The sequence below is a fragment of the Streptomyces sp. NPDC060028 genome (assembly GCF_042736725.1).
GTDB lineage: Bacteria > Actinomycetota > Actinomycetes > Streptomycetales > Streptomycetaceae > Streptomyces.
The window spans coordinates 67,662-90,983 of the sequence record NZ_JBHWVJ010000015.1; the positions used below are offsets into that span (position 1 = coordinate 67,662).

The 23,322-nt window shown below is 72.8% G+C and carries 15 protein-coding genes; 9 read left to right on the plus strand and 6 right to left on the minus strand.

The features are described 5' to 3' along the window. Positions 1 to 155 precede the first annotated feature (155 nt). Together ACFWBF_RS10825 and ACFWBF_RS10830 are read right to left on the minus strand one after the other, a co-directional pair. Complete coding sequence (locus tag ACFWBF_RS10825) at positions 156 to 1,211, minus strand: hypothetical protein (protein WP_385598429.1); 1,056 nt, start codon at positions 1,209 to 1,211, stop codon at positions 156 to 158. Further along, on the minus strand, positions 1,208 to 4,711 hold the full coding sequence (locus tag ACFWBF_RS10830; RefSeq protein ID WP_385598435.1) for a DNA polymerase III subunit alpha: 3,504 nt from the start codon (positions 4,709 to 4,711) through the stop codon (positions 1,208 to 1,210). Before ACFWBF_RS10830 ends, ACFWBF_RS10825 begins: the two co-directional genes overlap by 4 nt. A gap of 223 nt (positions 4,712 to 4,934) precedes the next feature. Between ACFWBF_RS10830 and ACFWBF_RS10835 the strand changes: the two genes are divergently transcribed. Then, on the plus strand, positions 4,935 to 6,074 hold the full coding sequence (locus ACFWBF_RS10835) for a DUF3533 domain-containing protein (RefSeq protein ID WP_385598438.1): 1,140 nt from the start codon (positions 4,935 to 4,937) through the stop codon (positions 6,072 to 6,074). A gap of 121 nt (positions 6,075 to 6,195) precedes the next feature. On the opposite strand, the gene ACFWBF_RS10840 is transcribed toward ACFWBF_RS10835, so the two are convergent. Both ACFWBF_RS10840 and ACFWBF_RS10845 read right to left on the minus strand, forming a co-directional pair. Further along, on the minus strand, positions 6,196 to 7,851 hold the full coding sequence (locus tag ACFWBF_RS10840; RefSeq protein ID WP_385598442.1) for an amidohydrolase: 1,656 nt from the start codon (positions 7,849 to 7,851) through the stop codon (positions 6,196 to 6,198). A gap of 40 nt (positions 7,852 to 7,891) precedes the next feature. Continuing rightward, a complete protein-coding gene (locus ACFWBF_RS10845) occupies positions 7,892 to 9,316 on the minus strand; it encodes a purine-cytosine permease family protein (protein WP_385598445.1) in 1,425 nt (474 codons plus the stop codon). A 159-nt stretch (positions 9,317 to 9,475) separates the two neighbouring features. On the opposite strand from ACFWBF_RS10845, the gene ACFWBF_RS10850 reads away from it, so the two are divergent. The 8 genes from ACFWBF_RS10850 (at position 9,476) to ACFWBF_RS10885 (ending at position 21,740) form a co-directional block, all read left to right on the plus strand. Beyond that, positions 9,476 to 10,078: a TetR/AcrR family transcriptional regulator gene (locus ACFWBF_RS10850; protein ID WP_385598448.1), complete on the plus strand. Its 603-nt coding sequence runs from the start codon at positions 9,476 to 9,478 to the stop codon at positions 10,076 to 10,078. Positions 10,079 to 10,861: 783 nt separating this feature from the next. Continuing rightward, positions 10,862 to 11,764, plus strand: coding sequence for an alpha/beta fold hydrolase (locus tag ACFWBF_RS10855; RefSeq protein WP_385598451.1), 903 nt, complete (start codon positions 10,862 to 10,864; stop codon positions 11,762 to 11,764). 225 nt (positions 11,765 to 11,989) lie between these two features. Next, complete coding sequence (gene fxsA, locus ACFWBF_RS10860) at positions 11,990 to 12,154, plus strand: FxSxx-COOH cyclophane-containing RiPP peptide (RefSeq protein WP_385598454.1); 165 nt, start codon at positions 11,990 to 11,992, stop codon at positions 12,152 to 12,154. Positions 12,155 to 12,183: 29 nt separating this feature from the next. After that, the gene (fxsBH, locus tag ACFWBF_RS10865) at positions 12,184 to 14,448 is read left to right on the plus strand and encodes a radical SAM/SPASM protein FxsBH, inactivated beta-hydroxylase extension form (RefSeq protein ID WP_385598457.1); all 2,265 of its coding nucleotides are present in this window, start codon (positions 12,184 to 12,186) and stop codon (positions 14,446 to 14,448) included. 140 nt (positions 14,449 to 14,588) lie between these two features. Continuing rightward, positions 14,589 to 15,353, plus strand: a complete 765-nt coding sequence (locus ACFWBF_RS10870) for an aminoglycoside N(3)-acetyltransferase (protein ID WP_385598460.1) — start codon at positions 14,589 to 14,591, stop codon at positions 15,351 to 15,353. 43 nt (positions 15,354 to 15,396) lie between these two features. Continuing rightward, positions 15,397 to 16,773 carry a TIR-like protein FxsC gene (locus ACFWBF_RS10875; protein ID WP_385598553.1) on the plus strand — a complete coding sequence of 459 codons (1,377 nt, stop codon included), beginning with the start codon at positions 15,397 to 15,399 and terminating at the stop codon, positions 16,771 to 16,773. Beyond that, entirely contained in the window at positions 16,757 to 20,743 is a 3,987-nt protein-coding gene (fxsT, locus tag ACFWBF_RS10880; RefSeq protein ID WP_385598462.1) for an FxSxx-COOH system tetratricopeptide repeat protein, read from the plus strand. Before ACFWBF_RS10875 ends, fxsT begins: the two co-directional genes overlap by 17 nt. A 100-nt stretch (positions 20,744 to 20,843) precedes the next feature. Further along, entirely contained in the window at positions 20,844 to 21,740 is an 897-nt protein-coding gene (locus ACFWBF_RS10885) for a DUF4231 domain-containing protein (protein WP_385598465.1), read from the plus strand. Between the two features lie 34 nt (positions 21,741 to 21,774). Here ACFWBF_RS10885 and ACFWBF_RS10890 read toward each other — a convergent pair whose 3' ends face one another. Next, positions 21,775 to 22,254, minus strand: coding sequence for a hypothetical protein (locus ACFWBF_RS10890; RefSeq protein ID WP_385598467.1), 480 nt, complete (start codon positions 22,252 to 22,254; stop codon positions 21,775 to 21,777). A gap of 102 nt (positions 22,255 to 22,356) precedes the next feature. Continuing rightward, positions 22,357 to 23,202 (minus strand): S1 family peptidase, encoded by an 846-nt coding sequence (locus tag ACFWBF_RS10895; RefSeq protein WP_385598556.1) that lies wholly within the window; start codon positions 23,200 to 23,202, stop codon positions 22,357 to 22,359. Between the last annotated feature and the right edge of the window lie 120 nt (positions 23,203 to 23,322).

A 23,322-nucleotide genomic window follows, 5' to 3' on the forward strand; every position in this document is an offset into this window, starting at 1 on the left:
GTGGGGGCTCGTCCCGTGATCCGGATCACAAGGGGGGCTGCTGTCGCCAAATTACGGGCGGGTAGCAAAACAAGGAAGTTACGCGTCAGTAAAAGATGCGTGTCGCAAGCCGCGCTCCAGCGCCGCGCCAGAGCCGCGCCGGCCCTCCGCCGGTGCTACGCCGACGCGGCGAACGTCGCCGCGGGGCGGACCGTGCCCGCACCGAAGCGGGCGTTCGCGCGGTCGATGGCCGCCTCCACCGTCAGCCGGGCCTCGCGGACCGGGTCCAGGGAGATCTGCCGGGCCGTCTTCTCCGCGCCCGTGAGGTCCTCGGCGCGCAGCACCATGCCGGTCAGCCGGGCCCGTTGCAGGCCGGCCGCGTCCAGCAGCCGGTACGCGAGGGCCCGCAGGTCCTCGTCGTGCGCGGAGGGCTCGGCGAGCCGCCGGGACTTCTCCCAGCGGGTGCCGCCGACGAACTGCAGGGTCAGCGACAGGGACCGGGCGGCCTGACGGCGGCCGCGCAGCAGCGCGCCCAGCCGTACGGCGAGGCCGAGCAGTTCGGCGCGCGCGAGGGGGCCGTCCAGTTCGTGCCGGGCGAAGCCGGTCCGGACCGCGGCCGACGGCGGCAGGCCCTGCGGGGTGACGGGGCGCGGGTCGATGCCGCGGGCGCGCTCCGCGGCGGGCCGGCCCGCCCGCCGGCCCAGGACCCGCTCGACGACCCCCGGCGGTACGGCGGCCAGCGCGCCGACCGTGTGCAGTCCGTACCCGCGCAGCACCGCCGCCTGTTTGGAGCCGATGCCGTACAGCGCCTCCACCGGCAGCGGCCCCAGGAAGTCGGCCACCGCCCCCTCGGGCACGCTCAGCACTCCGCCGGGCCCGGGGACCCGCGCGGAGGCCATCGAGGCCACCGCCCAGGTGCCGGCCACCCCGATCCGTACGTCCGTGCCCAGCCGGGCGACCGCGCGCAGCCGTACGACCTCGGCGATCCGGCCCGCGTCCGCGCCGAAGTACCGCTGGGCGCCGCGGACCTGGACCAGTGCCGAGCGGGGCGGCAGCGCCTGGACCAGCGGGGAGAACTCCCGCAGCAGTTCCAGGACCTCCCGGTACCCCTCCTCCGGCAGGGCCGCGGCGCACCGGACGTGCAGGACCGCGCTCCCGCGGACCGCACTCCCTCGGACCGCACTCCCTCGGACCGCACTCCCTCGGACCGCGCTGTGCGAGGGGCCGCTCATCCCGCGCTCCCCGGGCTGGAGTGCCACAGCTTGCGGCCGGTCAGGTCGCCCTCGCCGGGCGGCCGGAGGTCGGCCCAGGGGTTCATCTCGTAGCCGGTGGACAGGTGGATGCGGCGTCCGGAATCCGTGGAGGCCGCCGCCCCGGGCTCTGTCGTCACCGGCTGCGAGAGGTGGGCGGTGACGGCTTCCAGGCCGCGCTGCCCGCGCAGTTCGACCAGCTCCGACAGGTTCCAGGCCGCCGCTCCGACGACGCTCAGGCTCTGCGGGCCGCGCCGCTGCACGACTCCCCGTACGAGCAGCAGGAAGGAGTGGAAGACGGTGTGCGCGCAGGCGTCGTGGCTGTCGTCGAAGAAGGCCAGGTCGACCAGGCCGCTGCCGTCGTCCAGGGTCGTGAAGATGACCCGTTTGCCGGATCTGATCGGCGGGGTCTGGGTGGCCGCCTTGGCCCCGGCGACCAGGACGGTCCGGCCGTGCTCGACCTCCCGCAGCCGGTGCGCCGGGACCACGCCCAGCTCGGCCAGGAAGGCCTGGTGGTCGCCCATCAGGTGCCGCGAGGCGTCCATGCCGAGGACGCCCAGTTCGGCACTGAGCCGCTCGGCCTCGTTCAGGTCGGGCAGGCCGATGGCAGCGGTGGACAGGCCGCCGTCCAGCGGGAGTTGGGAGCTGCCGCGGGCGGCGGGCGCCCGCGAGGCCCCGTGCAGTTCCGCCAAGTGCAGGAGCAGGTCACGGCGGTTGTCCCCGAAGGAGTCCAACGCGCCGACCTGCGCGAGGCGTTCGGCGACCGGCCGGCCGGGATGCGCCCGGTCCCAGAAGTCGCGCAGCGAGGCGTACGGCTGCCCGTCCTCGATCCGGGCCGCCTCCGCCTCGCCGATGCCGTGGACGTCGGACAGCGCGAGCCGCAGACCCCAGCCCTTACCGGACACCAGTTCGATACGGTGGGCGACCGCCGACCGGTTCACGTCCAGCGGCAGCACGGGCACGCCCCGGCGCCGCGCGTCCGCCAGCAGCAGCCGCTTCGGGTACATGCCCGGATCGTGCGTGAGCAGCCCGGCGTAGAACGCCGCCGGGTGGTGGGCCTTGAGCCAGGCCGACTGGTACGTGGGCACCGCGAAGGCCACCGCGTGCGCCTTGCAGAAGCCGTACGAGCCGAAGGCCTCGACGATCTCCCAGGTACGGGCGATCACCTCGGCCGGGTAGCCGCGCCCGGCGGCCGTCGCCGCGAACCAGACCTTGATCCGCCCCTGCGACTCCGGTTCCGAGAGCCCGCGCCGCACCCGGTCCGCCTCGTCCCGGCCGCAGCCGGTCATGGTGTGCACGATCTCGATGATCTGCTCGTGGAAGACCACCACCCCGTACGTCTCGCGCAGCGCGTCGGCCAGGTCCGGGTGCGGGAAGCGGACCGGGGCCCGCCCGTGCCGGGCCTCGATGAACGGCCGCACCATGTCGGCGGCGACCGGCCCCGGCCGGAACAGCGAGATGTCGACGACCAGGTCGTGGAAGGTGGCCGGCTGGAGCCGGCCCACCAGGTCGCGCTGGCCCGGCGACTCGATCTGGAAGCAGCCCAGCGTCTCGGCGGAGCGGATCAGCTCGTACGTCGCCTCGTCGCCCGGCGGCACCTGCGCCGGGTCGTCCAGGTCCAGCTCCTCCCCCGTCGTCCGCCGCAGTTCGGCGACCGCGTGCGCCATCGCGGACTGCATCCGTACGCCCAGCACGTCGAGCTTGAGCAGCCCGAGCTCCTCCACGTCGTCCTTGTCGAACTGGGACATCGGCAGCCCCTCGCCGCTGGTGGGCACCACCGGGGTGCGGGCGAGCAGCGAGGCGTCGGAGAGCAGGACCCCGCACGGGTGCATGGCGATCCCGCGCGGCAGCGCGTCCAGCGCCTCGACGAACTCCCACAGCCTCCCGTACGACTCCCCGCGTACGTCACGCAGTTCGGGCAGTTCCTCCAGCGCGGCGCGGGCGTCGCGGGCCCGGATGTGCGGGAAGGCCTTGGCGAGCCGGTCGATGACGGCCGGGTCCATGGACAGGGCGGCGCCGACGTCGCGGATGGCGTGCCGGACCCGGTAGGTCTCGGGCATGGAGACGGTGGCGACGCGCTCGGTGCCGAACCGGTCGATGATCCGCCGGTAGACCTCCAGCCGGCGGGCGGACTCCACGTCGATGTCGATGTCGGGCAGGACGTGGCGGCGCTTGGAGAGGAAGCGTTCCATCAGCAGGCCGTGCGCGACGGGGTCGGCGTGCGCGATGCCGAGCAGGTGGTTGACGAGGGAGCCGGCGCCGGATCCGCGGGCGGCCACCCGGATGCCCATCTCCCGTACGTCATCCACTACTTGAGCGACCGTCAGGAAGTAGGAGGCGTATCCGTGGTAGGCGATGATGTCGAGCTCGTGGTGCATCCGCTCCCAGTACTCGGGGCTGTCGGGGCCGTTGGCGTATCCGCGCAGCACCATGCCCGCGGAGGCCCGGGAGGCGAGGACCCGCTGGGCGGTGCGGTGGGCGGCGCCGACGAGCCGGGCCTCGGGGAAGTGCACCGAGCCGATGCCGAGGTCGTCCTCGGGGTCCACCGCGCAGGCCTCCGCGGTACGCCGGGTCTCCGCGAGCAGCCGGCGCGCGTCGGCGGGGCGCTGGCCGGCCGCCCGGGCGATCCGGTCGGCGGCCTCGGCCATGGCGTCGGGGGGCTTGAGCCAGCGCTCGCCGCCGTCCAGTGGCTTGCGGGGGTCGACGGGAATCAGCCGCCGGGCCGCGTCGAGGACGTCGGCGACCGGGCCCTGGCCGGGGTCGGCGTAGCGGACGGCGTTGGTCAGTACGGCCGGGATGCCGTGCTCGGCGGCGAAGCCGACCGTACGGGCGGCCAGCCGCAGCGAGCCGGGCCCGGTGCCGGCGCGGCCGTGGTGGACGGCCTCCAGGCGCAGCGCGTCGCCGTAGACCTCCCGCCAGGGCGCGAGCAGCCGGGCCGCCCGGTCGGGCCGTCCGGCGGCGAGTGCCCGGCCGACCTCGGAGTCGGGGCCGAGCAGTACGAAGACGCCGCTCACGCCGTGGGGGCCGAGGGTGTCGCGCAGGGCGTTCCAGGGGAGGACCGGCGACCCCGTGGCGCCGGCCGCCGCGTGCGAGGCGTGCGCGGCGGTGACGAGCCGGCACAGTTCGGCCCATCCGGCGGCGCCGTCCCGGGCCAGGAAGACCGCGCGCGGGGCGGACTCGTCGACGAAGGCCCCGCCCTTGACGGGGTTGCGGCGGCGGTACGAGGCCTCACCGGCGGGGCCCGGGCCCGCGGATCCGGCCGGGCCCGCGGGTCCCCCCGAACCCGCGGATCCGGCCGGGTGCGCCGCGGCCGACACGGCCAGGTCGACCCCGAACAGGGGCCGGATCCCGGCCTCCGCGCACGCCTTCGCGAACCGCACCGTGCCCGCGAGGGTGTCGCGGTCGGTCAGGGCGAGGGCGTCCATGCCCCGCTCGGCGGCACGCTCCGCCAGCCGCCCGGGATGGGAGGCTCCGTAACGCATGGAGAACCCCGAAACGGTGTGCAGATGCGTAAAACCGGGCACCCGCGGCCTCCTGCTTTCACTCGGCGAACATCACCCCCGTCTCCACCATAGAGCAATTCGAATATCCGTGCGAAACGTTTGTTCGATACTCCACAGGGGCCGGTCCCCGCACCCGGACACATGTCATCCGTTCGGCCCACCCCTGCTGCGCGCCGCCCCCGGCACGCCGAGCGTGTGAGACATGAACCAGCCCACCCAGAGCACCGAGCCAGCCCCGTCCGGCGGCTTCCTCGCCGAGATCAAGGACGCCGTGACCGCCCGGGCAGCCGTGCTGGTCCTGGGTGTGCTGGCCCTCCAGCTCGCCTTCATCACCTCGTACATCGGGGCCTTCCACCATCCGAGGCCCAGCGAGATCCCGATCGCGGTGACCGCTCCCCTCGCGCCGGTCGCCGAGCGCTCGGCCGACCAGCTCGGCACCCTGCCCGGCAAGCCGCTCGACCCCCACGCGGTCAAGGACGAGGCCGCGGCGCGGCGGCAGATCGAGAACCGGGACGTGGACGGCGCGCTGATCATCGACCCGGCCGGCAAGACCGACAGGCTGCTGGTCGCGGGCGGCGCCGGGGCCGCGCTCTCCCAGGCCCTCGAACAGGTCGTCGGCCTCGCCGAGAAGGCCCAGGGCCGCACCGTCCGGGTCACCGACGTGGCCCCGTCCGCCGCCGGCGACGGGCGCGGCCTGAGCTCCTTCTACCTGGTCGTCGGCTGGTGCGTGGGCGGCTACCTGTGTGCCGCGATCCTCGCGATCAGCGCCGGCGCCCGGCCCGCCAACATCCACCGCGCCGTCATCCGGCTCGCCGCCCTGCTGCTGTACTCCATCGCCGCGGGGCTGCTCGGCGCCGTGATCGCGGGCCCGGTCCTGGACGCCCTGCCCGGCTCCATTGCGGCCCTCTGGGGGCTCGGCACCCTGGTCGTCTTCGCGGTCGGGTCGATCACCCTGGCCTTCCAGGGCGTGGCCGGCGTGGTCGGCATCGGCCTGGCGATCCTGCTGGTCGTGGTCTTCGGCAACCCGAGCGCGGGCGGCGCCTACCCGTACCCGCTGCTGCCGCCGTTCTGGAGGGCCATCGGCCCCGCCCTGCCACCGGGCGCCGGTACGTACGCCGCGCGCTCCATCACGTACTTCAAGGGCAACGGCGCGGGCGGCCCCATGCTGGTGCTGGCCGCCTGGGCGGTGGCGGGCTCGGCGGTCACGCTGGCCTGCGCGGTGTTCCGCAGGGGCCGGTCCGGGGCGGCGGTGGGCAGCGGGCTGCCCGACGACTCGCCCTCGGTCCCCCGCTTCGCCGACACCGAAGGGGGCACAGGCGCCGAGGGGGCGGGCGCCCGGTGAACCTGCGCAGCCCTGCGCCGGGGGTCCCCCCGGACGACGGAGTCCGGGGGATGATCCGGCCGCCGCGTGGGGCGGGATGGCCCGTTGGACGAACCCCTCCGGTACTGGCCCCAGCGCCGGGTCAGGGGGCCCGGTGGGTGACCTCGCCCGCCACCACCACCGTCTCCGCGACCGTGCCCGGGATCTCGGACGCCGGGACGGAGAGGATGTCCCGGGACAGGACCACGAAGTCCGCCGCCTTGCCCACGGTGAGGGAACCCCGCTGCTCCTCCAGGAAGTTGGCGTAGGCGGAGCCCATCGTGTAGCCGTACACCGCCGTCCGCACGTCCACCGTCTCGGCCGGCTGCCACGGCTCGCCACCGGCCAGGGGGCGGCGGGTCACCGCCGTGTAGATGCCGATCATCGGGTCCATCTCGGCCACGTTCCAGTCGCTGGAGAACGCCAGGACCGCCCCCGCCTCGTGCAGGCTCCGCATCGGCCAGGCCTTGTGCCACCGGCCTTCGCCCACGTTCTCGGCCCAGTCCTGCCCGGGGCCCGCGATCTCCGGTGCGCAGTGCCTCGGCTGCATGCAGGCCACCACGCCCAGTTCCGCGAAGCGCTCCACGTCCGCCGGGTCCAGGCATTCCACGTGCACCACCTGGTGACGCGCATCGCGCGGGCCGTTCACCGACCGCGCGTGTTCCACCGCGTCCAGGACGGTCCGGATCCCCCGGTCGCCGGTGGCGTGCACGAAGCACTGGAAGCCCCGCGCGTCCAGATCGGCCAGTAGCTGCGCGAATTCCTCGGCCGGGTAGAAGGTCTCGCCCCGGTGCTGCCCGCAGCCCGCGTACGGCTCCAGGAGCGCCGCCGTACGCGGTTCCACCACGTCGTCGATGTACAGCTTGAGCGGGCCCACCCGCAGCCGGTCCCCGGAGTACCGGCGGGCCGCTTCCTCGAAGTCGGCCAGGTCGGCCTCACCGGTGCCGCGCGGGTGGAACAGGGCGGCGACGATCCGCGAGCGCAGCCGGCCCTGCGCCCGGGCCCGTTCGTAGAGTTCGAGGTCGTCGAGGGAGTTCTGCGGCTCCACCACCGTGGTGATGCCGAAGCGGATCGCGTCGTCGAGGCTCTTGGCGAGCCGCCCGTACTGCCGGTCCGGCGAGGCCCACGGCACGCCCAGTTCACGCAGCGCCCGGTGGCCGTCCCGCGAGAGCCCCTTGACGGCGAAGTCCTTGACGAATCCGGTGGGTTCGCCGGTGCGCGGGTCCACCGCCGCCGTGCCGAAGGGCAGGTCCGTACGGTCCCGGGTGACGCCGAGGCGCCGCATGGCCGCCGTGTTCAGCCAGGCCGTGTGCACGTCGTACGAGAGCACGAGCGCCGGGACGTCCCCGGTGACCGGGTCCAGGTCGGCGGCGTCCGGCATCCGCCCGCCCGGGATGGCGGAGTAGTCGAAGGCCTCGGCCTCGATCCACTCGGCGTCCGGGTTGGCCTGCCGCCAGGCCAGGATCCGCTCGTGGATGCCCTCCAGGGTGCGCACCCCGGCGAGCTGTACGCAGGCGTCGTCGGAGCCGAGCCGGACGTGGTTGTGCGCGTCGATGAAGCCGGGCAGAACCAGCTTGCCGCCCGCGTCGATCCGCTCGGTGTCCGGTCCGGCCCAGGCGGCGGCCTCGGCGTCCGGGCCGAGCCAGACGATCGTTCCGTCGTGGACGGCGAGGGCCTCGGCCTCGGGCAGTCGCGGGTCCACGGTGTGGATCCGGGCTCCGGTGAGCAGCAGGTCGGCGGGGAAGGGGCGGCGTGCCATGTGAGGGTGCTCCATTGCGGCGTGGGAGGTGGTCGGTCGGTCAGGCCGCGGGGGCGGCGGCGGGGGCGGCGGGGGCGTACGAGAGGACGCGGCCGCGGGTGAGCGCCCAGTAGGCGAGGCCGGAGACGACGGAGCCGAGCAGGGTGAGGTCGGCGCCGCCGAGCGGGGCCACCAGCGGCCCGGTCCAGAGCTCGGAGTCGCAGGTCAGGGCGGCGAAGGCCATGCCGGCGAGCAGGGCGGCCATCCCGGCCGGGTGGTAGCCGGCGCGGTACCAGTAGGCGCCCGCGCTCCCGGCGTGCAGCGCGTCGGAGTCATAGCGGCAGCGGCGCAGCAGCATGTCGGCGAGGAAGACCCCGCCCCAGGGCGCGAACACGATGATCAGGAGAGAGAGGAAGGAGAGCAGGGAGGTGGTGAAGTCGGTGAGGAAGAGCGCGGCGAGCGAGCCGATCGCGGTGACGCCGGCGCTGATCACGATGGCCCGGGCGCGGCTCCACGGGATGCCGAGGACCTGGAGGTTCAGGCTGGAGGAGTAGAGCGTGATGATCGAGTTGGTGACCGAGCCGCCGAGTACGAGGGCCAGGAACAGCGGCTGGAACCAGCCGGGCAGCAGGCTCTCGGCCCCCGCGACCGCGTCGGTCATGTCGGTCTGGGTGGCGGCGGCGACGCCCGCGACGCCCAGGGCCACGGAGGAGACGAACCCGCCGAGGGCGCCCATCCAGGTGATCGACTTCAGGGAGGTGGTCCGGGGCAGGTAGCGGGTGTAGTCGGCGGGCATCGGCAGGTACGAGAACGGCCCGGCGAGCATGACGACGAAAGCCAGGCTCCAGCCGGACAGCCCGGGGGCGGCGGCGGGGGCGGAGGTGTCGGCGCCGGGCAGGACGAAGACGAGCAGCGCGCCGAAGCCGACGGCGAGGACGTAGGCCATCCAGCGCTCGGCGAACTGCACGGTGGCGTGGCCCCACATGGCGACGGCGAAGGTGAGCGCGAGGGTGATGCCGAGCGCGAGGCCGCGTGCCAGGTGGCCGCTTCCCAGGCCGACCTCGGCGAAGAAGACCTCCAGCGCGAGCGTCCCGACCACGGTGTTGACGATGGTGTAGCCGATGCTCACCACCCAGTTGAGGACGCCGGCCGGGAAGTTGCCGCGGACGCCGAAGGCGGCGCGGGAGATGACCAGGGTGGCGGTGCCGGTGCGGATGCCGCTGAGCCCGGCGGCGCTGACGGCGAAGAACGACAGCCCGCTGATCACGACGACGGCGGTGGCCTGCCGGAAGGAGAGCCCGAAGGCCACGGCCAGGGCGCCGTTGATCACGTAGGTGAAGGTGAGGTTGGAGCCGAACCAGAGCCAGAAGAGGTCCTTGGCGCCGCCGTGGCGTTCCGCGTCGGGGATGGGGTCGATCCCGTGGGTCTCGACCCGGAACACCTCGTCGACGTCGACTGTCTCCTGCTGCCCCATGAGCTGTCCCATGACGGACCCCTGACCTTGAGCGATCTTGAATGACGTTCTAAGTTCTTGAATGGCATTCAAGATGCGGGCTGCACCGGGACCCCGTCAAGACCCTGTCCGCGATGAGCGGGATAAGGTCGGGCCAGGAAGATCCGGAGGGCGGGAGCGGTGGCGGGAGCGGTGGCGGGAGCAGCACGGCGGCGCGACGGGCAGATCGCCCAGGAGCGGATGCTGGAGGAGGCCATGGCGGCCATCGCCGAGAACGGGCTCGCGGCGCTCACCATGTCCGCGCTGGCCGAGCGCCTCGGCACCAGCGGCGGCCACATCCTGTACTACTTCGGCAGCAAGGACCGGCTCCTGCTGGAGGCCCTGCGCTGGAGCGAGGAACTGCTCACCGGCGAGCGCCGGGCCCTGCTCGGCCGCAGGGTGACGGCCGCCCGCAAGCTCGACCAGTTCCTGGAGCTCTACCTCCCCGAGGGGCCGCGCGACCCGCGCTGGACCCTGTGGATCGAGCTGTGGGCCCGTACGGCCTCCAACGAACCTCTGAAGGCGGCCCAGGAGGAGATCGACGAGAGCTGGCAGCGGGACCTGGAGGCGCTGCTGGCCAAGGGCGTGGACCAGGGCCGCTTCGCCCCCATGGACGTCCCCGCCCGGGCCTCGGAACTGCTCGCGCTGCTGGACGGGCTGAGCACCCGGGTGGTGCTGGGCCAGCGCGGCGCGGACCGCGCCCGGGCCCTGGTCCAGGCCCGCTCGGCGGCGGCGCTCCTCGTGCCGCACGCGTAGCGCAGGCGAAAAGGCCCGCCCGGGCCTGGGCTCGCACCCCGGACGGGCCTCTCGCGCTCTTCCTTCCGGAGGGGCCTATCGACCACGTCGGCGGCCAGTTCGAGGCCGTGCCCGGTGTCGGAGGCCTTCAGGACGGCCGGCACCGGGGAGAGGTTCTCGCGGCTCAGCGGCTCAGCGGCTCGCTGTCGCCGACCTCGTGGCACTGGGCGAGGAGGATCGAGGTGTCGGCGGGGCACCGGGTGCAGCTTGGCGCCGGCGCAGTCGGCCGCGTAGGCGGTCGTGCCGGAGACGAACTGCTCCAGGACGTACGCCAGGACGTTGCCCACGCCGGAGACGCCCGGGTGGTTCATGAGGGCGCCGGCGGCTTCCATGGCGGGGGCGGTGACCCACTGCACGCAGTTCTCGGGGGCGCCGGCGGCGAACTCGGCGTCGCGGACCGTGCGCGCGGCCCCGGCCGAGCAGTCTGCGCGGAGGGGTGGAAGGCGAAGATGATCGGGTTGCCGGTGTTGCGGGCGACCGTTTTCCTGATGGCTCAATTCGACACCCAAAAGCGGAATCCACCCTGCCGAGAAGGCCCTTTTCCGGCAGGCCGAAGGACCGTTCACGCCCCTTCACCTCTTCTGGATCACACCTCTGACCTGCATGGACGACGAAGAGCCAAGGGCCCGCATGTGCTTGTGAGTTCGTTCACAAGAATTTCCGACGGAGTGCGCCCTACCGCACTCCTCCCCCAGCGAGCACAATCAGCCTGACGAGTCGCGTCAACCGTGAGGGAGGAAGCGCGTGCGCAGTCAGGTGCGCGTCGCGGACGGACGGAATCTGACGGTGGAGCGCTGGGGCGACCCGGACGGCAAACCGGTATTCCTGCTCCACGGCATGCCCGGCAGCAGGCTGGGCCCGGCCCCCCGGGGCATGGTGCTCTACCAGCGGCGGATGCAGCTCATCGCCTACGACCGTCCCGGCTACGGCGGCTCCGACCGCCACCCCGGCCGCAGCGTGACCGACGTGGCCCAGGAGGTGGCGGCCATCGCCGACTCCCTCGGGCTGGACACCTTCGCCGTGGCGGGCCGCTCCGGCGGCGCCCCCGGCGCCCTGGCCTGCGCGGCCCTGCTCCCGGAGCGCGTCACCCGTACGGCGGCCCTGGTCCCCCTCGCGCCCAGGGACGCCAAGGACCTGGACTGGTTCGCCGGAATGGCCGCATCGAACGTACGGGAATACACCACCGCCTCCGACGACCCCGAGGAGTTGGAGGCCCGGCTGATCCCGCGCGCCGCCGGCATCGCCCGGGACCCCCGCCGGCTGCTGGACGAGCTGCGCCGCGAGCTGACCGACAGCGACCGCATGATCGTCGCGGACTCGGGCCTTCGGGAGATGCTGCTGCGCAACTACCGCGAGGGGGTGCGCGCCTCCGCCTACGGCTGGATCGACGACATCCTCGCCTTCAGCCGCCCCTGGGGCTTCGACCCCGCCGACATCCGCTGCCCCGTGCTGATCTGGCACGGGGAGCTGGACGTGTTCTCCCCCGTGGGCCACTCGCGCTGGCTGGCCCGCCGCATCCCCGGGGCGACCGCGACCATCGACCCGGCCGCCGCGCACTTCGCGGCGCTGCGCGCGCTGCCCGACATACTGACGTGGCTGCTCAGGGAGCTGCCGGCCCCACCTATGGGCGAACAGCAGCCCGCTTAGGAGGCGTTCGGACCCAGGACGGAACAAGAAAAGGATCTTGCGCTGCGGCAAACGGCGCAATGCGACATGGCGAGAAATCCGTCACGCTTTCCATAGAACGCTTGACCATGCGTCATGTCTCGGTTGCCAATGGAGTGTGGCCGAGTAAAGTCCACGCTTGACACCAGCATGTCGCTGGTGTCAATCCCCATGCCCATTCCACATGGCTTCCCCGAGGACGGTGTCGTGAACACTTCCGCAACCCCCCCGACCAGCACGGTCAAGGACCGCCGCGTCCCGCTCGCCCAGATCGACGTCCGCAGCGCGTCCGCGGCCTCGACTCTCGGCCGCGTGCTGCCGACGGAATCCGCCCGTCGCGTTCAGGCACCGATCTTCAACTCTGCGCTCTGACGCAGAAGTACGCGCTCTAGACTGGTGGAATGACCGGCCTGATCGCTTTTCGCGAGATCGTCCTGAAAGTTCACAGCAGATGCGATCTTGCTTGTGATCATTGCTATGTCTACGAACACGCAGATCAGAGCTGGCGAGCCCGGCCGAAGGTGATCTCCCCCGAGGTGATTTCCCGGACCGCGTCGCGGCTGGCCGAACATGCCCGTGACCATGAAATCCCCTCCGTCACGGTGATTCTCCACGGAGGGGAACCCCTGTTGGCGGGCACCGCCCGGCTCCGGCTCGTGTGCGAGGCCCTCACCCGGGAATTCTCCGGGACCGCCGCCCTCGACCTGCGGATCCACACCAACGGGCTCCAGCTCAGCCCCCGGTACCTCGACCTCTTCGACGAGTTCGACGTCCGGGTGGGCATCTCCCTCGACGGGGACCGCGCCGCCAACGACCGGCACCGCCGCTTCGCGGACGGGCGCACCAGCCACCCCCTGGTCCTGGCCGCCGTCGGCCTGCTGCGCTCCGAGCCGTACCGCCACCTCTACCAGGGTCTGCTCTGCACCGTGGACGTGGCCAACGACCCGATCGCCGTCCTGGACGCACTCGTCGAACTCGACCCCCCGCGGGTGGACTTCCTGCTCCCGCACGCCACCTGGCAGACCCCTCCGGTCCGCCCCGACGGCGCCCCCGACGCCTACGCGCGCTGGCTGCTGCGGGTCTTCGACCACTGGGAGCGCCGCGAGCGCCCGGTCCCCGTACGGCTCTTCGAGTCCCTGCTCTCCACGCTGAGCGGCGGCCCCAGCCTCACCGAGTCCCTCGGTCTTGCGCCCACCGATCTCGTCGTCGTCGAGACCGACGGGACGCTGGAGCAGGTGGACTCCCTCAAGAGCGCCTTCGAGGGGGCCGCGGCCACCGGATTCAACGTCTTCGACCACACCTTTGACGAGGTCGCGGCCCACCCCGGGATGCGCGCCCGGCAGCTGGGCCTGGCGGGCGTCAGCGACGAGTGCCGCCGCTGCCCCGTCGTACGTTCGTGCGGGGGCGGGCTCTACACGCACCGCTACAAGGCCGACGGCGCCGCGGGAGCGGGCTTCGACAACCCGTCCGTCTACTGCACCGACCTGCGTGAACTCGTCGACGGCGTCGAGGGGCGTACGTCGGCCCGCGCGAGCGCGCCCGAGCTGACCGACCCCGCCGCGCTCGCCCGCTCCCAGGAGGAGCTGACCCGGGTCCTGCTCGCCCGGCTGAACGCCGACCGGACGGGTGATCCCGACTGGGCGCGGGCCTGGGAGCTGCTCGCGGCGGTGGAGGAGGCCGGCGAGACGGGCGCGGACGCGCTGGACGCCGTACTGGACCACCCGTTCACCCGTACCTGGGTGCTGGCGGCCCTGGACCGGCCGGGCGAGGGCCCGCGCGACGCCGGGGAGACGGCCCGCCGGCTCACGGCGCTGGCCGCGGCCGCCGTACTGCGCGGCGGGCTGGACCTGCCGGCCGAGGTGGCCTACCGGGACGGCGAGGTCTACCTGCCGACGCTCGGGCTGCTGCGCCTGGGCGAGCCCGGTACGGAGGGGCGGGCCGCGGTGCACGCCACCGACGAGGGCTACGCGGTACGGGACGGCCGCGCCGAGCACCGCTTCGGCCCGGCGGCGGGGGACGCGCGCTGGCTGCCCGTACGGACCTGGTCGCCCGGGCCGGACGCGGCGCCGGTGGCGCTGGAGGACCTCGACCCGTACCGCAACTGCTTCGCCCGCCCGCCGAGGCTGCGCCTGGGCACCGGGGAGGCCGAGGAGTGGCGGCTGCGGCTGTCCGGGGCCTGGACGCTGCTGCACTCCACGGTGCCCGGGTTCGCCCGGGCGGCGGCCGCCGGGCTGACCACGCTGACCCCGCTCGCGGGCGGGCCGCGGGCCGGCGGCTGGGGCGAGGCCGGGCGGCACGGGCCGGGCGCGCTCGGGGTGCCGTACGCGGCGGGGGTGCGGGAGACCGCGCTCGCGCTGCTGACCGGGCGCAGGCGGGCGCGGCTGCGAGCGCTGACCGAGGTGGCCGACCTGTACGCGCTGGACGGGGAGTGGCAGCACCCCTCGCCGTGGCGGGAGCGCCCGGTCCCGGTGTCCCGGCTGCTGGCCGACGTACACGAGCGGGTGGCGGTGGAGGCGTACCGGCGGGCGACGGCGTCACCGGAGCCGGGGGGCGCGGACCGCATCCACCGGGCCCTGGACCGGCTGTCGGAGGCGGCCGAACTGACGAGCACCGGCAAGCGGCTGGTGGCGGAGCTGCGCTGGGAGCTGAAGGCGGTCGACGCGTGAGCGGACCGGGAGCCGGAGGTCCCCCGGCCGCCTCCGCACCCGCGCAGCCCGCACCGGCGCAGCCCGCACCCGCGCAGTCCCCACCGGCCCGGCCCGCACCGGGGCCCGTCCAGCCCGGGGTCCTCTCCCTCGCCGCCCAGTTGCGCCTGCTCGGCGTGCGCCCGGGCATGCGCGTGCTCGCCCATGCCTCCCTCGGCGACACCGGGCTGCGCGCCGAGGCGCTGCGGGACGCGCTGCTCGGCCTCGTCGGGCCGCGCGGGACCCTGATGGTCCCGGCGTTCACCCCGGCGAACTCGCGTACGTCCACCGCCCATCTGAAGCGGATCGCGGGTCTCGACGAGGCACAGGTGGCGGCCTTCCGCGACCGGATGCCCGCCTTCGACCGGGAGCGCACCCCGAGCGAGGACATGGGCGCGCTGGCCGAGGCCGTGCGTACCGCTCCGGGCGCGGCGCGCAGCGCGCACCCGCAGACGTCCTTCGCCGCGCTCGGCAAGGACGCGGACGCGTTGTGCGCAGGTCATCGCCTCAACAGCCATCTGGGCGAGGAGACACCCCTGGGAAAGATGTGCCGGGGGGGCGGCCAGGTGCTCATGATCAATGTGGGTTTTTCGGTCTGCACCGCTTTCCATCTCGCGGAGTATCGAATTCCGAAGCCCCCCTTGCGCATGTACGAGTGTGTGGTGAAGGTGAACCTTCCGGGAGGGCAGCCCGGGCAGTCGCAGGCGGAAAGGTGGACCGCGTACGAGGACGTCGCGCTGGATGACAGCGATTTCGCCGAGATCGGCATGTCGTTCCCGGAATCCCGGGTGCGCAGGGGGCGGGTGGGAGGGGTATCGACCATGCTCTTCTCGGTCCCGGATGCCGTCGATCACGCGCTTGAGTGGATGACCGAAAACAGACGCTGATTGACTGAACGATGAGGGGATGTGGCGAAGCAGCTCCGGAATGATGTTTCTTCGCTCGCATCTTCGGGACGGGGGGCATGTGCCCGCATCAGTGCAGCCGTACTTTTTTCTCAGTTATGCGCATACACCGAGATTCGGGGCCGGGGGGCCCGATCCCGACATGTGGGTGGAGCGCCTGTTCCGTGATCTCTGCAGCCATGTCATGGCGCTGACGGATCTGCCCGCCGGATCGGATGCCGGGTTCATGGACCGGGAGATACGCAGCGGCGAGGGCTGGTCGGAACGGCTCGGGGCGGCGCTCGCCACCTGCCGCGTCTTCGTCCCCCTGTTCTCGCCGCGGTACTTCGCCAGTGAGATGTGCGGGAAGGAGTGGTACGCCTTCGCGCAGCGCGCCATCCAGCACGGCGCCGTCAGCAACCGGCCGGCCGAAGCCATCGTGCCCGCCCTGTGGGTGCCGGTACCACCGTCCCAACTTCCCGGCCCCGCCGAGCGGTTGCAGTTCAACCACAACACATTCGGCGAGCGCTACGTCACCGACGGGCTGTACGGCCTGATCAAACTGCGCGGCTACGCGGAACAGTACGAACGCGCCGTGTACGAACTCGCCAAACGGATCGTCCGGGTCGCCGAGACCGTCCGGCTCGACCCCGTCCGCCCGGTGGACTACCGGGTGGTGCCGAGCGCCTTCGGCACCCCGAGCAGCGCCGCCCGCACCCTGCACGTCACCGTGGCGGCCGCCTCCCGGCACGATCTGCCGGAGGGACGCAGCCCCGAGTACTACGGGGACAGCGCGCTGGAGTGGAATCCGTACCATCCGGTGGCCCAGCGGCCCATCGCCTACGTGGCGGAGGACCTGGTCCGCAACCTCAACTACCAGACCACCATGGGCTCCTTCGACGACGAGGCCGGTCACTTCGACAGCAAGCAGCCGCCGACCCGGCCGGAGATCCTGATCGTCGACCGGTGGGCGGTGGAGGACGAGCAGCGCCGCCAGCGGCTGGCCGCCTTCGACCAGGCCCCCCGCCCATGGATCAACGTGGTCGTGCCGTGGAACCGCTACGACCACCAGAGCCGGGCGAAGGAGAGCGAGTTGGCCGACCGGCTGGAGGAAACCATGCCCGTCAAGATGAGCCAGGGCCGGGCCGCCTGCCGGGCCGCCGCCAACGGCGTGGCCAACATGGAGACGCTCGGGCAGATCCTGCCGCAGGTGGTCGAGGCGGCCGCCCAGCAGTTCCTCAGACACGCCCAGGTGTATCCGCCGGCCGGCACCGCCACCGAACGACGGCGACTGCTCGGCCCGATGGGAATGAACGAGCCGCCCGACCGGCCGGCCGCTCCCTTCCCGCCCGGCGCATCCAACGATGGACACAGTGAGAGCAACGACAACGACCGGGGGGACGCGGATGACAGCGAGTCGTGACAGCCGGGAAAGCCGTGACGGACGCATCGTCACCTTCTACTCGTACAAGGGCGGCACGGGCCGCACCATGGCGCTGGCCAACACCGCCTGGATCCTCGCCGCCAACGGCAAGCGGGTCCTCGCCCTGGACTGGGACCTGGAGGCCCCCGGCCTGCACCGCTTCTTCCACCCGTTCCTGGACCCCTCCACGCTCGGGGCCACGACCGGGGTCATCGACCTGATCAGCGAGTACGCCTGGGCGGCGACCAGTCCGGTGCAGCGCGCCGACGACTGGCACAAGGACTACGCGCGGATACAGCCGCACGCCGTCTCGCTCACCCCCGAGACCCTCGGCTGGGAGTTCCCCGACGGCGGCACCCTCGACTTCGTCTCGGCGGGCAAGCAGAACCGCGAGTACTCGGCGACCGTGTCCACCTTCGACTGGGACAACTTCTACGACCGGCTCGGCGGCGGGCTCTTCTTCGACGCCTTACGGGCGGACATGAAGGAGAACTACGACTACGTCCTGATCGACAGCCGCACGGGCCTCTCCGACATCGCGGACATCTGCACCGTCCACCTCCCGGACGTCCTGGTCGACTGTTTCACCCTCTCCGACCAGTCCATCGACGGCGCCGCCTCCGTCGCCCGGCAGATCGACGAGCGCTTCAACGACCGCGGCATCAAGATCTACCCGGTCCCGATGCGCATCGACGAGGGCGAGAAGGAGAAGGCCGACGCGGGCCGCGCCCTGGCCCGCATCAAGTTCGACCGCTTCCCCAACGGCCTCGTCGGGGACGACCTCACCTCCTACTGGGGCGCGGTGGAGATCCCGTACCGCCCCTACTACGCCTACGAGGAGACCCTGGCCACCTTCGGCGACGAGGCCGGGCTCACCAACTCCCTGCTCTCCGCCTTCGAACGGCTCACGGCCGTGGTCACCGAGGGCGACGTCACCTCCATGCCCGCGATCGGCGAGGAGGTCCGCCTGCGGATCCGGGACGCCTTCACCCGGCGCCGCCCCGCGCTGCCCGCCGACCTGTTCCTCTCCTACGTCGCCGAGAACCGGATGTGGGCCGACTGGATCGAGTCGGTGCTCACCCGGGCCGGCTTCCGGGTCGTCCCCAAGGACGTCTCCGCCGAGCGGGCGCCCGGCGGGACGGCCGGCGACACGCTCGGCGGCGCCGGCATCAGCATCGACACCGCCGCCCGGACCGTGGTGCTGCTCTCCAGCGCCTACCTCAAGTCCGCCCGGGCCGTGGACGTGTGGGAGCGCGCGGCCGCCGAGGACCCGACCGGCGGGCGGCGCCAGCTGGTGCCGCTGCGGGTGGGTGACGTACGCCTGTCCACGCCCTACATCGACCGCAACCCGGTGGACCTGTTCCGGCTCGACGAGGTGCACGCCACCACCGCCCTGCTGCGCGCGGTGGAGCGGCCCATGGCGCTCCCGGACAGTGTCGCCAGCAGCTCGCAGCCCGGCCCCCGGTTCCCCGGGACGGTCCCGAAGATCTGGAACGCGCCGCCGCGCAATCCCGGGTTCACCGGGCGCTCCATCGTGCTGGAGCGGATGCGCGACCAGCTCGGCGGGGGCATGGCCGTGGTCCTGCCGCAGCCGCAGACCCTGTACGGGCTCGGCGGCGTGGGCAAGACCCAGGTGGCGCTGGAGTACGTGCACCGGTTCATGGCCGACTACGACCTGGTGTGGTGGATCTCCTCGGAGCAGACCGACGACGTGGTGGCCGCCCTCGCGGAACTGGCCGTACGCCTCGGCGCGCAGACCGGCGAGGACATGTCGGCCGCCTCCCAGGAGGCGATCGACCTGCTGCGGCGCGGGGTGCCCTCCTCGCGCTGGCTGCTGGTCTTCGACAACGCCGACGATCCCGAGACGCTCAAGCGGTTCTTCCCGCCGGGCGGCCCGGGCCACGTGCTCGTGACCTCCCGCAACCAGTCCTGGTCCCAGTACGGGGACGCGCTGCCGGTCGACGTGTTCCTGCGCGAGGAGTCCATCGAGCACCTCCAGCGCCGGGCCCCCGGGCTCAGCAAGGACGACGCCGAGCAGGTGGCCGTGGCGGTGGGCGACCTGCCCCTCGCGGTCGAGCAGGCCGGTGCCTGGATCGCGGAGACCGCGACGCCGGTCTCCGCGTACATCGAGCAACTGGCCCAGCAGGCCGCCCGGGTGCTGGCGCTGAACCAGCCGCCCGGATACCCGGAGCCGGTGGCCGCCACCTGGAACGTGTCCATAGAGCGGCTCCAGTCCCGCTCGCCCGCCGCCGTACGGCTGCTGCAGCTGTGCGCCTTCTTCGCACCCGAGCCGATCTCCGCGAACCTCCTCTACAGCAAGGAGATGATCGACGCGCTCAAGCCGTACGACTCCTCGCTCCAGGAGAAGCTGGTGCTCGGCCGCGTGATCCGGGAGATCGGCCGGTTCGCGCTGGCCAAGGTCGACCAGGTCAGCAACAGCATCCAGGTGCACCGCCTCGTACAGGCGGTGATCCGGGCGCAACTGTCCGAGGAGGAGCAGCGCGAGGCCCGGCACGCGGTGCACCGGATCCTCGCGGGCGCCCGGCCGGACGACGACGAGCCGATAGACAACCCGGAGACCTGGCCGCGGTTCAACACCATCTGGCCGCACCTGACGCCTTCCGAGGCACGGTTCTGCAAGGAGCCGGAGACCCGCCGGCTCCTGATCGACCGCGTCCGGTACCTGTGGAAGCGCGGTGACTTCAAGGCCGCCTACCAACTGGGCGAGGAGCTGCGCGAGACCTGGCGGGAGACCCTGGGCGGCGACGACCTCCAGTACCTCTACCTGCGTTTCCACCTCTCCAACATCCTGCGCTCGCAAGGCCGGTTCGTGGAGGCGATGGAGCTGGACGAGGGCACGCTGGAGCGGCAGCGGGACGCGCTGGGCCCCTCGCACCCGCACACGTACATGACCACCAGCGGCCTGGCGATGGACCTGGGCGCGCTCGGCCGGTACGGCGAGGCGATGGAGCTGGCCACGGCCGCGCACGAGGGCTTCGGGCAGATCTTCCACGAGGCGCACCCGCGCACCCTGGCCGCCGCGAACAACCTGGCGCTGAACCTGCGCATGGTCGGGCAGTACGCGCGGGCCAGGGAGATCGACCAGGAGGTCTTCGACCGGCGCACCGAGGTACTGGGCACGGACCATCCGTACACCCTGTCCTCGGCGCAGAACCTGGCGCGCGACCTGCGCGAGGTCGGGCGGTACGACGACTCGGTGCAACTGCTGAGCCGGACGTACGAGATCTACAAGCGGACCCTGGGCCGGGCCTTCCCGGGCACCCTGTCGGCGGCCAAGAACCTCGCGGTGTCGCTGCGCCGGGCGGGCGACACGGAGGACGCGCTGCGGCTGACGACGGCGACCCGCAACCGCTACCGGGCGAAGTACACCTCGGTCAACCCGGACGTGCTGGCCTGCGAACTGAACCTGGCGGCGGACCTGTTCGCGACCGGGGACCCGGGCGCGGCGCGGGACCTGGCGCAGGAGGTGGTGGACGAGTACATGAAGGTGCCGGGCGAGCGGCACCCGTACACCCTGGCCGCGGTCAACAACCTCGCGGTCTTCCACTGGGGCACGGGGGCGGCGGAGACGGCGGAGCCGATGCTGCGCCAGACCATCCGCTACATGCGCGAGGTGCTGGGCGACAACCACCCGCACACCGTCTTCGCGCACCTCAACCTGGCCAACGCCCGGGCGGACCTGGGTGATCCGGAAGGCGCCCTGGAGCTGGAGCGCCTCGCCGTGATGCGGCTGCGCGAGGCGCTGGGGGCGCACCACCCGGAGACCCTGGCGAGCGCCTCCAACATGGCGATCAGCCTGGACTCGATGGGCCGCAAGGAGGAGGCGACCCGGGTACGGGCCGAGGCCGTCGCCGAACTGTCGCGGCTGCTCGGCGAGGACCACGGCCTGACCCGCTACGCGCGCGACGAGCGACGGGTCCACCGCGACCTGGAGCCCCTCGCCGTGTGATCCCACCGGCGGGCGCCGGGGGCCGCACCGGGCCCCCGGCCGCCCGCCACCATGACGGCAGACTGCCCGACAGCAGACTGGGGGCGCTGTGACCGACAGCATGACCTTTCGAAACGAGGACCTGCCCGTCCTCTTCCACCACACCGACCGGGCGGCGATCTCCCGGCAGCGGGAGTCCACCCAGGCCACGCGCGCCCAGCTGATGCTGCTCGTCGCGGCCGCGGCGGCCGCCGCCCTGCCCTCGGGGCCCAAGCTGGGGTCCGTGTACCTGTTCGGGCTGCTGAGCGTGCTCGCGTACGCCGGGGTGCTGGCCGTGGGCATACGGGCGACCCGGCGCCGGGCTCGCCCGCAGTGGCAGCTCAACCGCAGCGCGGCGGAGTTCATCAAGTCCCTGGCCTGGCGGTACGCCGTGCACGGGGCGCCGTTCGGCAGTGAGGTGGCCGGACCGGAGGGGGCGTACCACACCCGGCTGGAGGCGGGTCTGGACGAGCTGAAGAAGATGGGCTGGGAGGATCCGCGCGGCTCCGGGACGGTGCCGGAGGGCGGGGAGATCACCGGGGCGATGCACCGGCTGCGCGGGCTGAACTACCAGGTGCGGCGCGAGACGTACGTCCGGGACCGGCTGATCGAGCAGCGCAACTGGTACCAGCGCAAGACGGAGGTGTCGCGGCGGGCGACCGCCCTGTGGTCGTGGACGATCGTGCTCCTCACCTGTCTGGCCCTGCTGTTCGCGCTGATCGGGGCCGTCGGGTCGGGGCCGGCGCCGAAGCTGACGGGACTGCTGAGCGCGGCCGCGGCGGCCGGGATCGCGTGGAACGAGGTGCGGCGCCACCATCCGCTGATCGAGGCGCACACCCTGATCGAGCAGGATCTGGCGGCGATGATGGTCGTGATGCAGACGACCATCACCGAGTCGCAATGGCCCTCGTCGGTGTACGAGACCGAGCGGTACGTGTCTCCGCAGCACACGGACTGGCTGGCCAGACACAGCAGTTGAGGCCACCCGCAGCCGGTTGGGGCGGGGGCGCGGCTCAGTCCCGGGTCACGCCCTCGCGCCAGATCACGTCGACGGGTTTGCCGAGCCGGCGGGCGTAGGCGACGATCTCGCCGGTTCCGCCGTGCCCGCGGGCGGGCTGTCCGTCCCAGACGGCGACGAGCCGGTCACAGGAGTCGGCGATGTAGGTGCCGGCGGCGTAGTAGGCCTCGTCGGTGGAGCGCTCGAAGGCCATCCGGACCTCCTGGGTGGCCCGGCGCTTGAGCCCCAGGTAGCCGGCGAGCGCCCCGGCGTCCTCGAAGGTGTCCTCGTAGTCCCCGCTGGGGATCACCACGGTGAGGTCCGCGCCGCATTCCAGGGCGATGGCGGCGAACAACTGGTCCGCTCCCTCCGCGAGGCTGGAGAACGCCTCCAACGGCCCTTCGTGGCCCCCCAGTACGGCCCGCAGGCCCTCTTCCACATGACCGAGCGCCTCGTCGGGAATCGAGCGGTGTCCGGTCACGCCGATACGTTTCATGCGAAAACCTGCTCCCCCCGCGGACACCGACGCCCTGGACATCCTCCCAGAAGGAGGGAGGACGTCCAGGGGTGCAGCGGGGGCGCAGCGCCCGGGACGGGTCTAGTACACGCTGACCCCGTACGCGTTGAGCGCTTCGACGACGGGCTGGAAGAAGGTGGTCCCGCCCGAGGAGCAGTTGCCGCTGCCCCCGGAGGTGAGGCCGACCGCGCGGGTGCCGGAGTAGAGCGGGCCGCCGCTGTCGCCGGGCTCGGCGCAGACGTTGGTCCGGATCATGCCGTAGACGACGTCGCCGCCGCCGTAGTTGACCGTGGCGTTGAGGCCGGTCACGGAGCCGCCGTGGATGCCGGTGGTGGAGCCGCGGCGGGTCACGGACATGCCGTTGGTGGCGTTGACGGCGCTGGTGATGTCCTGGCTGCCGACGGTGCCCGGGGGCACGGGCGAGTTGCTGGCGTACTTGATCAGGCCGTAGTCGTTGGTGGGGAAGCTGGATCCGACGGTGGTGCCGATGGTGCTGGTGTGGGAGGAGTTGGTCCACCAGGTGCCCGCACCGTCGGTGCAGTGGCCGGCGGTGAGGATGTAGTAGGTGCTTCCGCTGCGTACGTTGAAGCCGAGCGAACAGCGCCAGCTCGACGCGTAGATGGCGTCGCCGCCGGAGAGCAGTTTGGTGAGCTTGCCCGGGGTGCGCTCGATGCGCAGGGCCCCGGCGTCCGCCCCGGCCTCGCGGCGGATTCTCGCGATGTCGGCGGCGGAGACGGTGGAGTCGGCGGTGACCACCAGGGTTCCGGTGGCCGGGTCGGTGTGCCAGGCGGTGCCCGCGACGTCGGCGCGCAGGACCGACGCCCCGGCCGAGGCGAGGCGGTCGGCGCTGAAGCCCGTTTGCTTGAGGTCGCGGCCCGCGTCGGCCTGCGCCGCAGTGGGGATGGCCAGGGCGGCCACGGCGGCCATGCCGGTGGCCACCGCGAAGAGCCTGGTACGGATGATGCGGTTGATCCTCACGTCTCGTCCTCCCGGAGGGGATCGGGGGCCCGGCGGTCGTGGGGGTGCCGTGACCCGTGGGGGGCGGCC

What these genes read in the sequence shown, in the direction of transcription:
- ACFWBF_RS10825 (WP_385598429.1), bottom strand. Translation starts at nt 1,211, where the DNA reads ATGAGCGGCCCCTCGCACAGCGCGGTCCGAGGGAGTGCGGTCCGAGGG.
- ACFWBF_RS10830 (WP_385598435.1), bottom strand. Translation starts at nt 4,711, where the DNA reads ATGCGTTACGGAGCCTCCCATCCCGGGCGGCTGGCGGAGCGTGCCGCC.
- ACFWBF_RS10835 (WP_385598438.1), top strand. Translation starts at nt 4,935, where the DNA reads ATGAACCAGCCCACCCAGAGCACCGAGCCAGCCCCGTCCGGCGGCTTC.
- ACFWBF_RS10840 (WP_385598442.1), bottom strand. Translation starts at nt 7,851, where the DNA reads ATGGCACGCCGCCCCTTCCCCGCCGACCTGCTGCTCACCGGAGCCCGG.
- ACFWBF_RS10845 (WP_385598445.1), bottom strand. Translation starts at nt 9,316, where the DNA reads ATGGGACAGCTCATGGGGCAGCAGGAGACAGTCGACGTCGACGAGGTG.
- fxsBH (WP_385598457.1), top strand. Translation starts at nt 12,184, where the DNA reads ATGACCGGCCTGATCGCTTTTCGCGAGATCGTCCTGAAAGTTCACAGC.
- ACFWBF_RS10875 (WP_385598553.1), top strand. Translation starts at nt 15,397, where the DNA reads ATGTTTCTTCGCTCGCATCTTCGGGACGGGGGGCATGTGCCCGCATCA.
- fxsT (WP_385598462.1), top strand. Translation starts at nt 16,757, where the DNA reads ATGACAGCGAGTCGTGACAGCCGGGAAAGCCGTGACGGACGCATCGTC.
- ACFWBF_RS10885 (WP_385598465.1), top strand. Translation starts at nt 20,844, where the DNA reads ATGACCTTTCGAAACGAGGACCTGCCCGTCCTCTTCCACCACACCGAC.
- ACFWBF_RS10890 (WP_385598467.1), bottom strand. Translation starts at nt 22,254, where the DNA reads ATGAAACGTATCGGCGTGACCGGACACCGCTCGATTCCCGACGAGGCG.
- ACFWBF_RS10895 (WP_385598556.1), bottom strand. Translation starts at nt 23,202, where the DNA reads ATGGCCGCCGTGGCCGCCCTGGCCATCCCCACTGCGGCGCAGGCCGAC.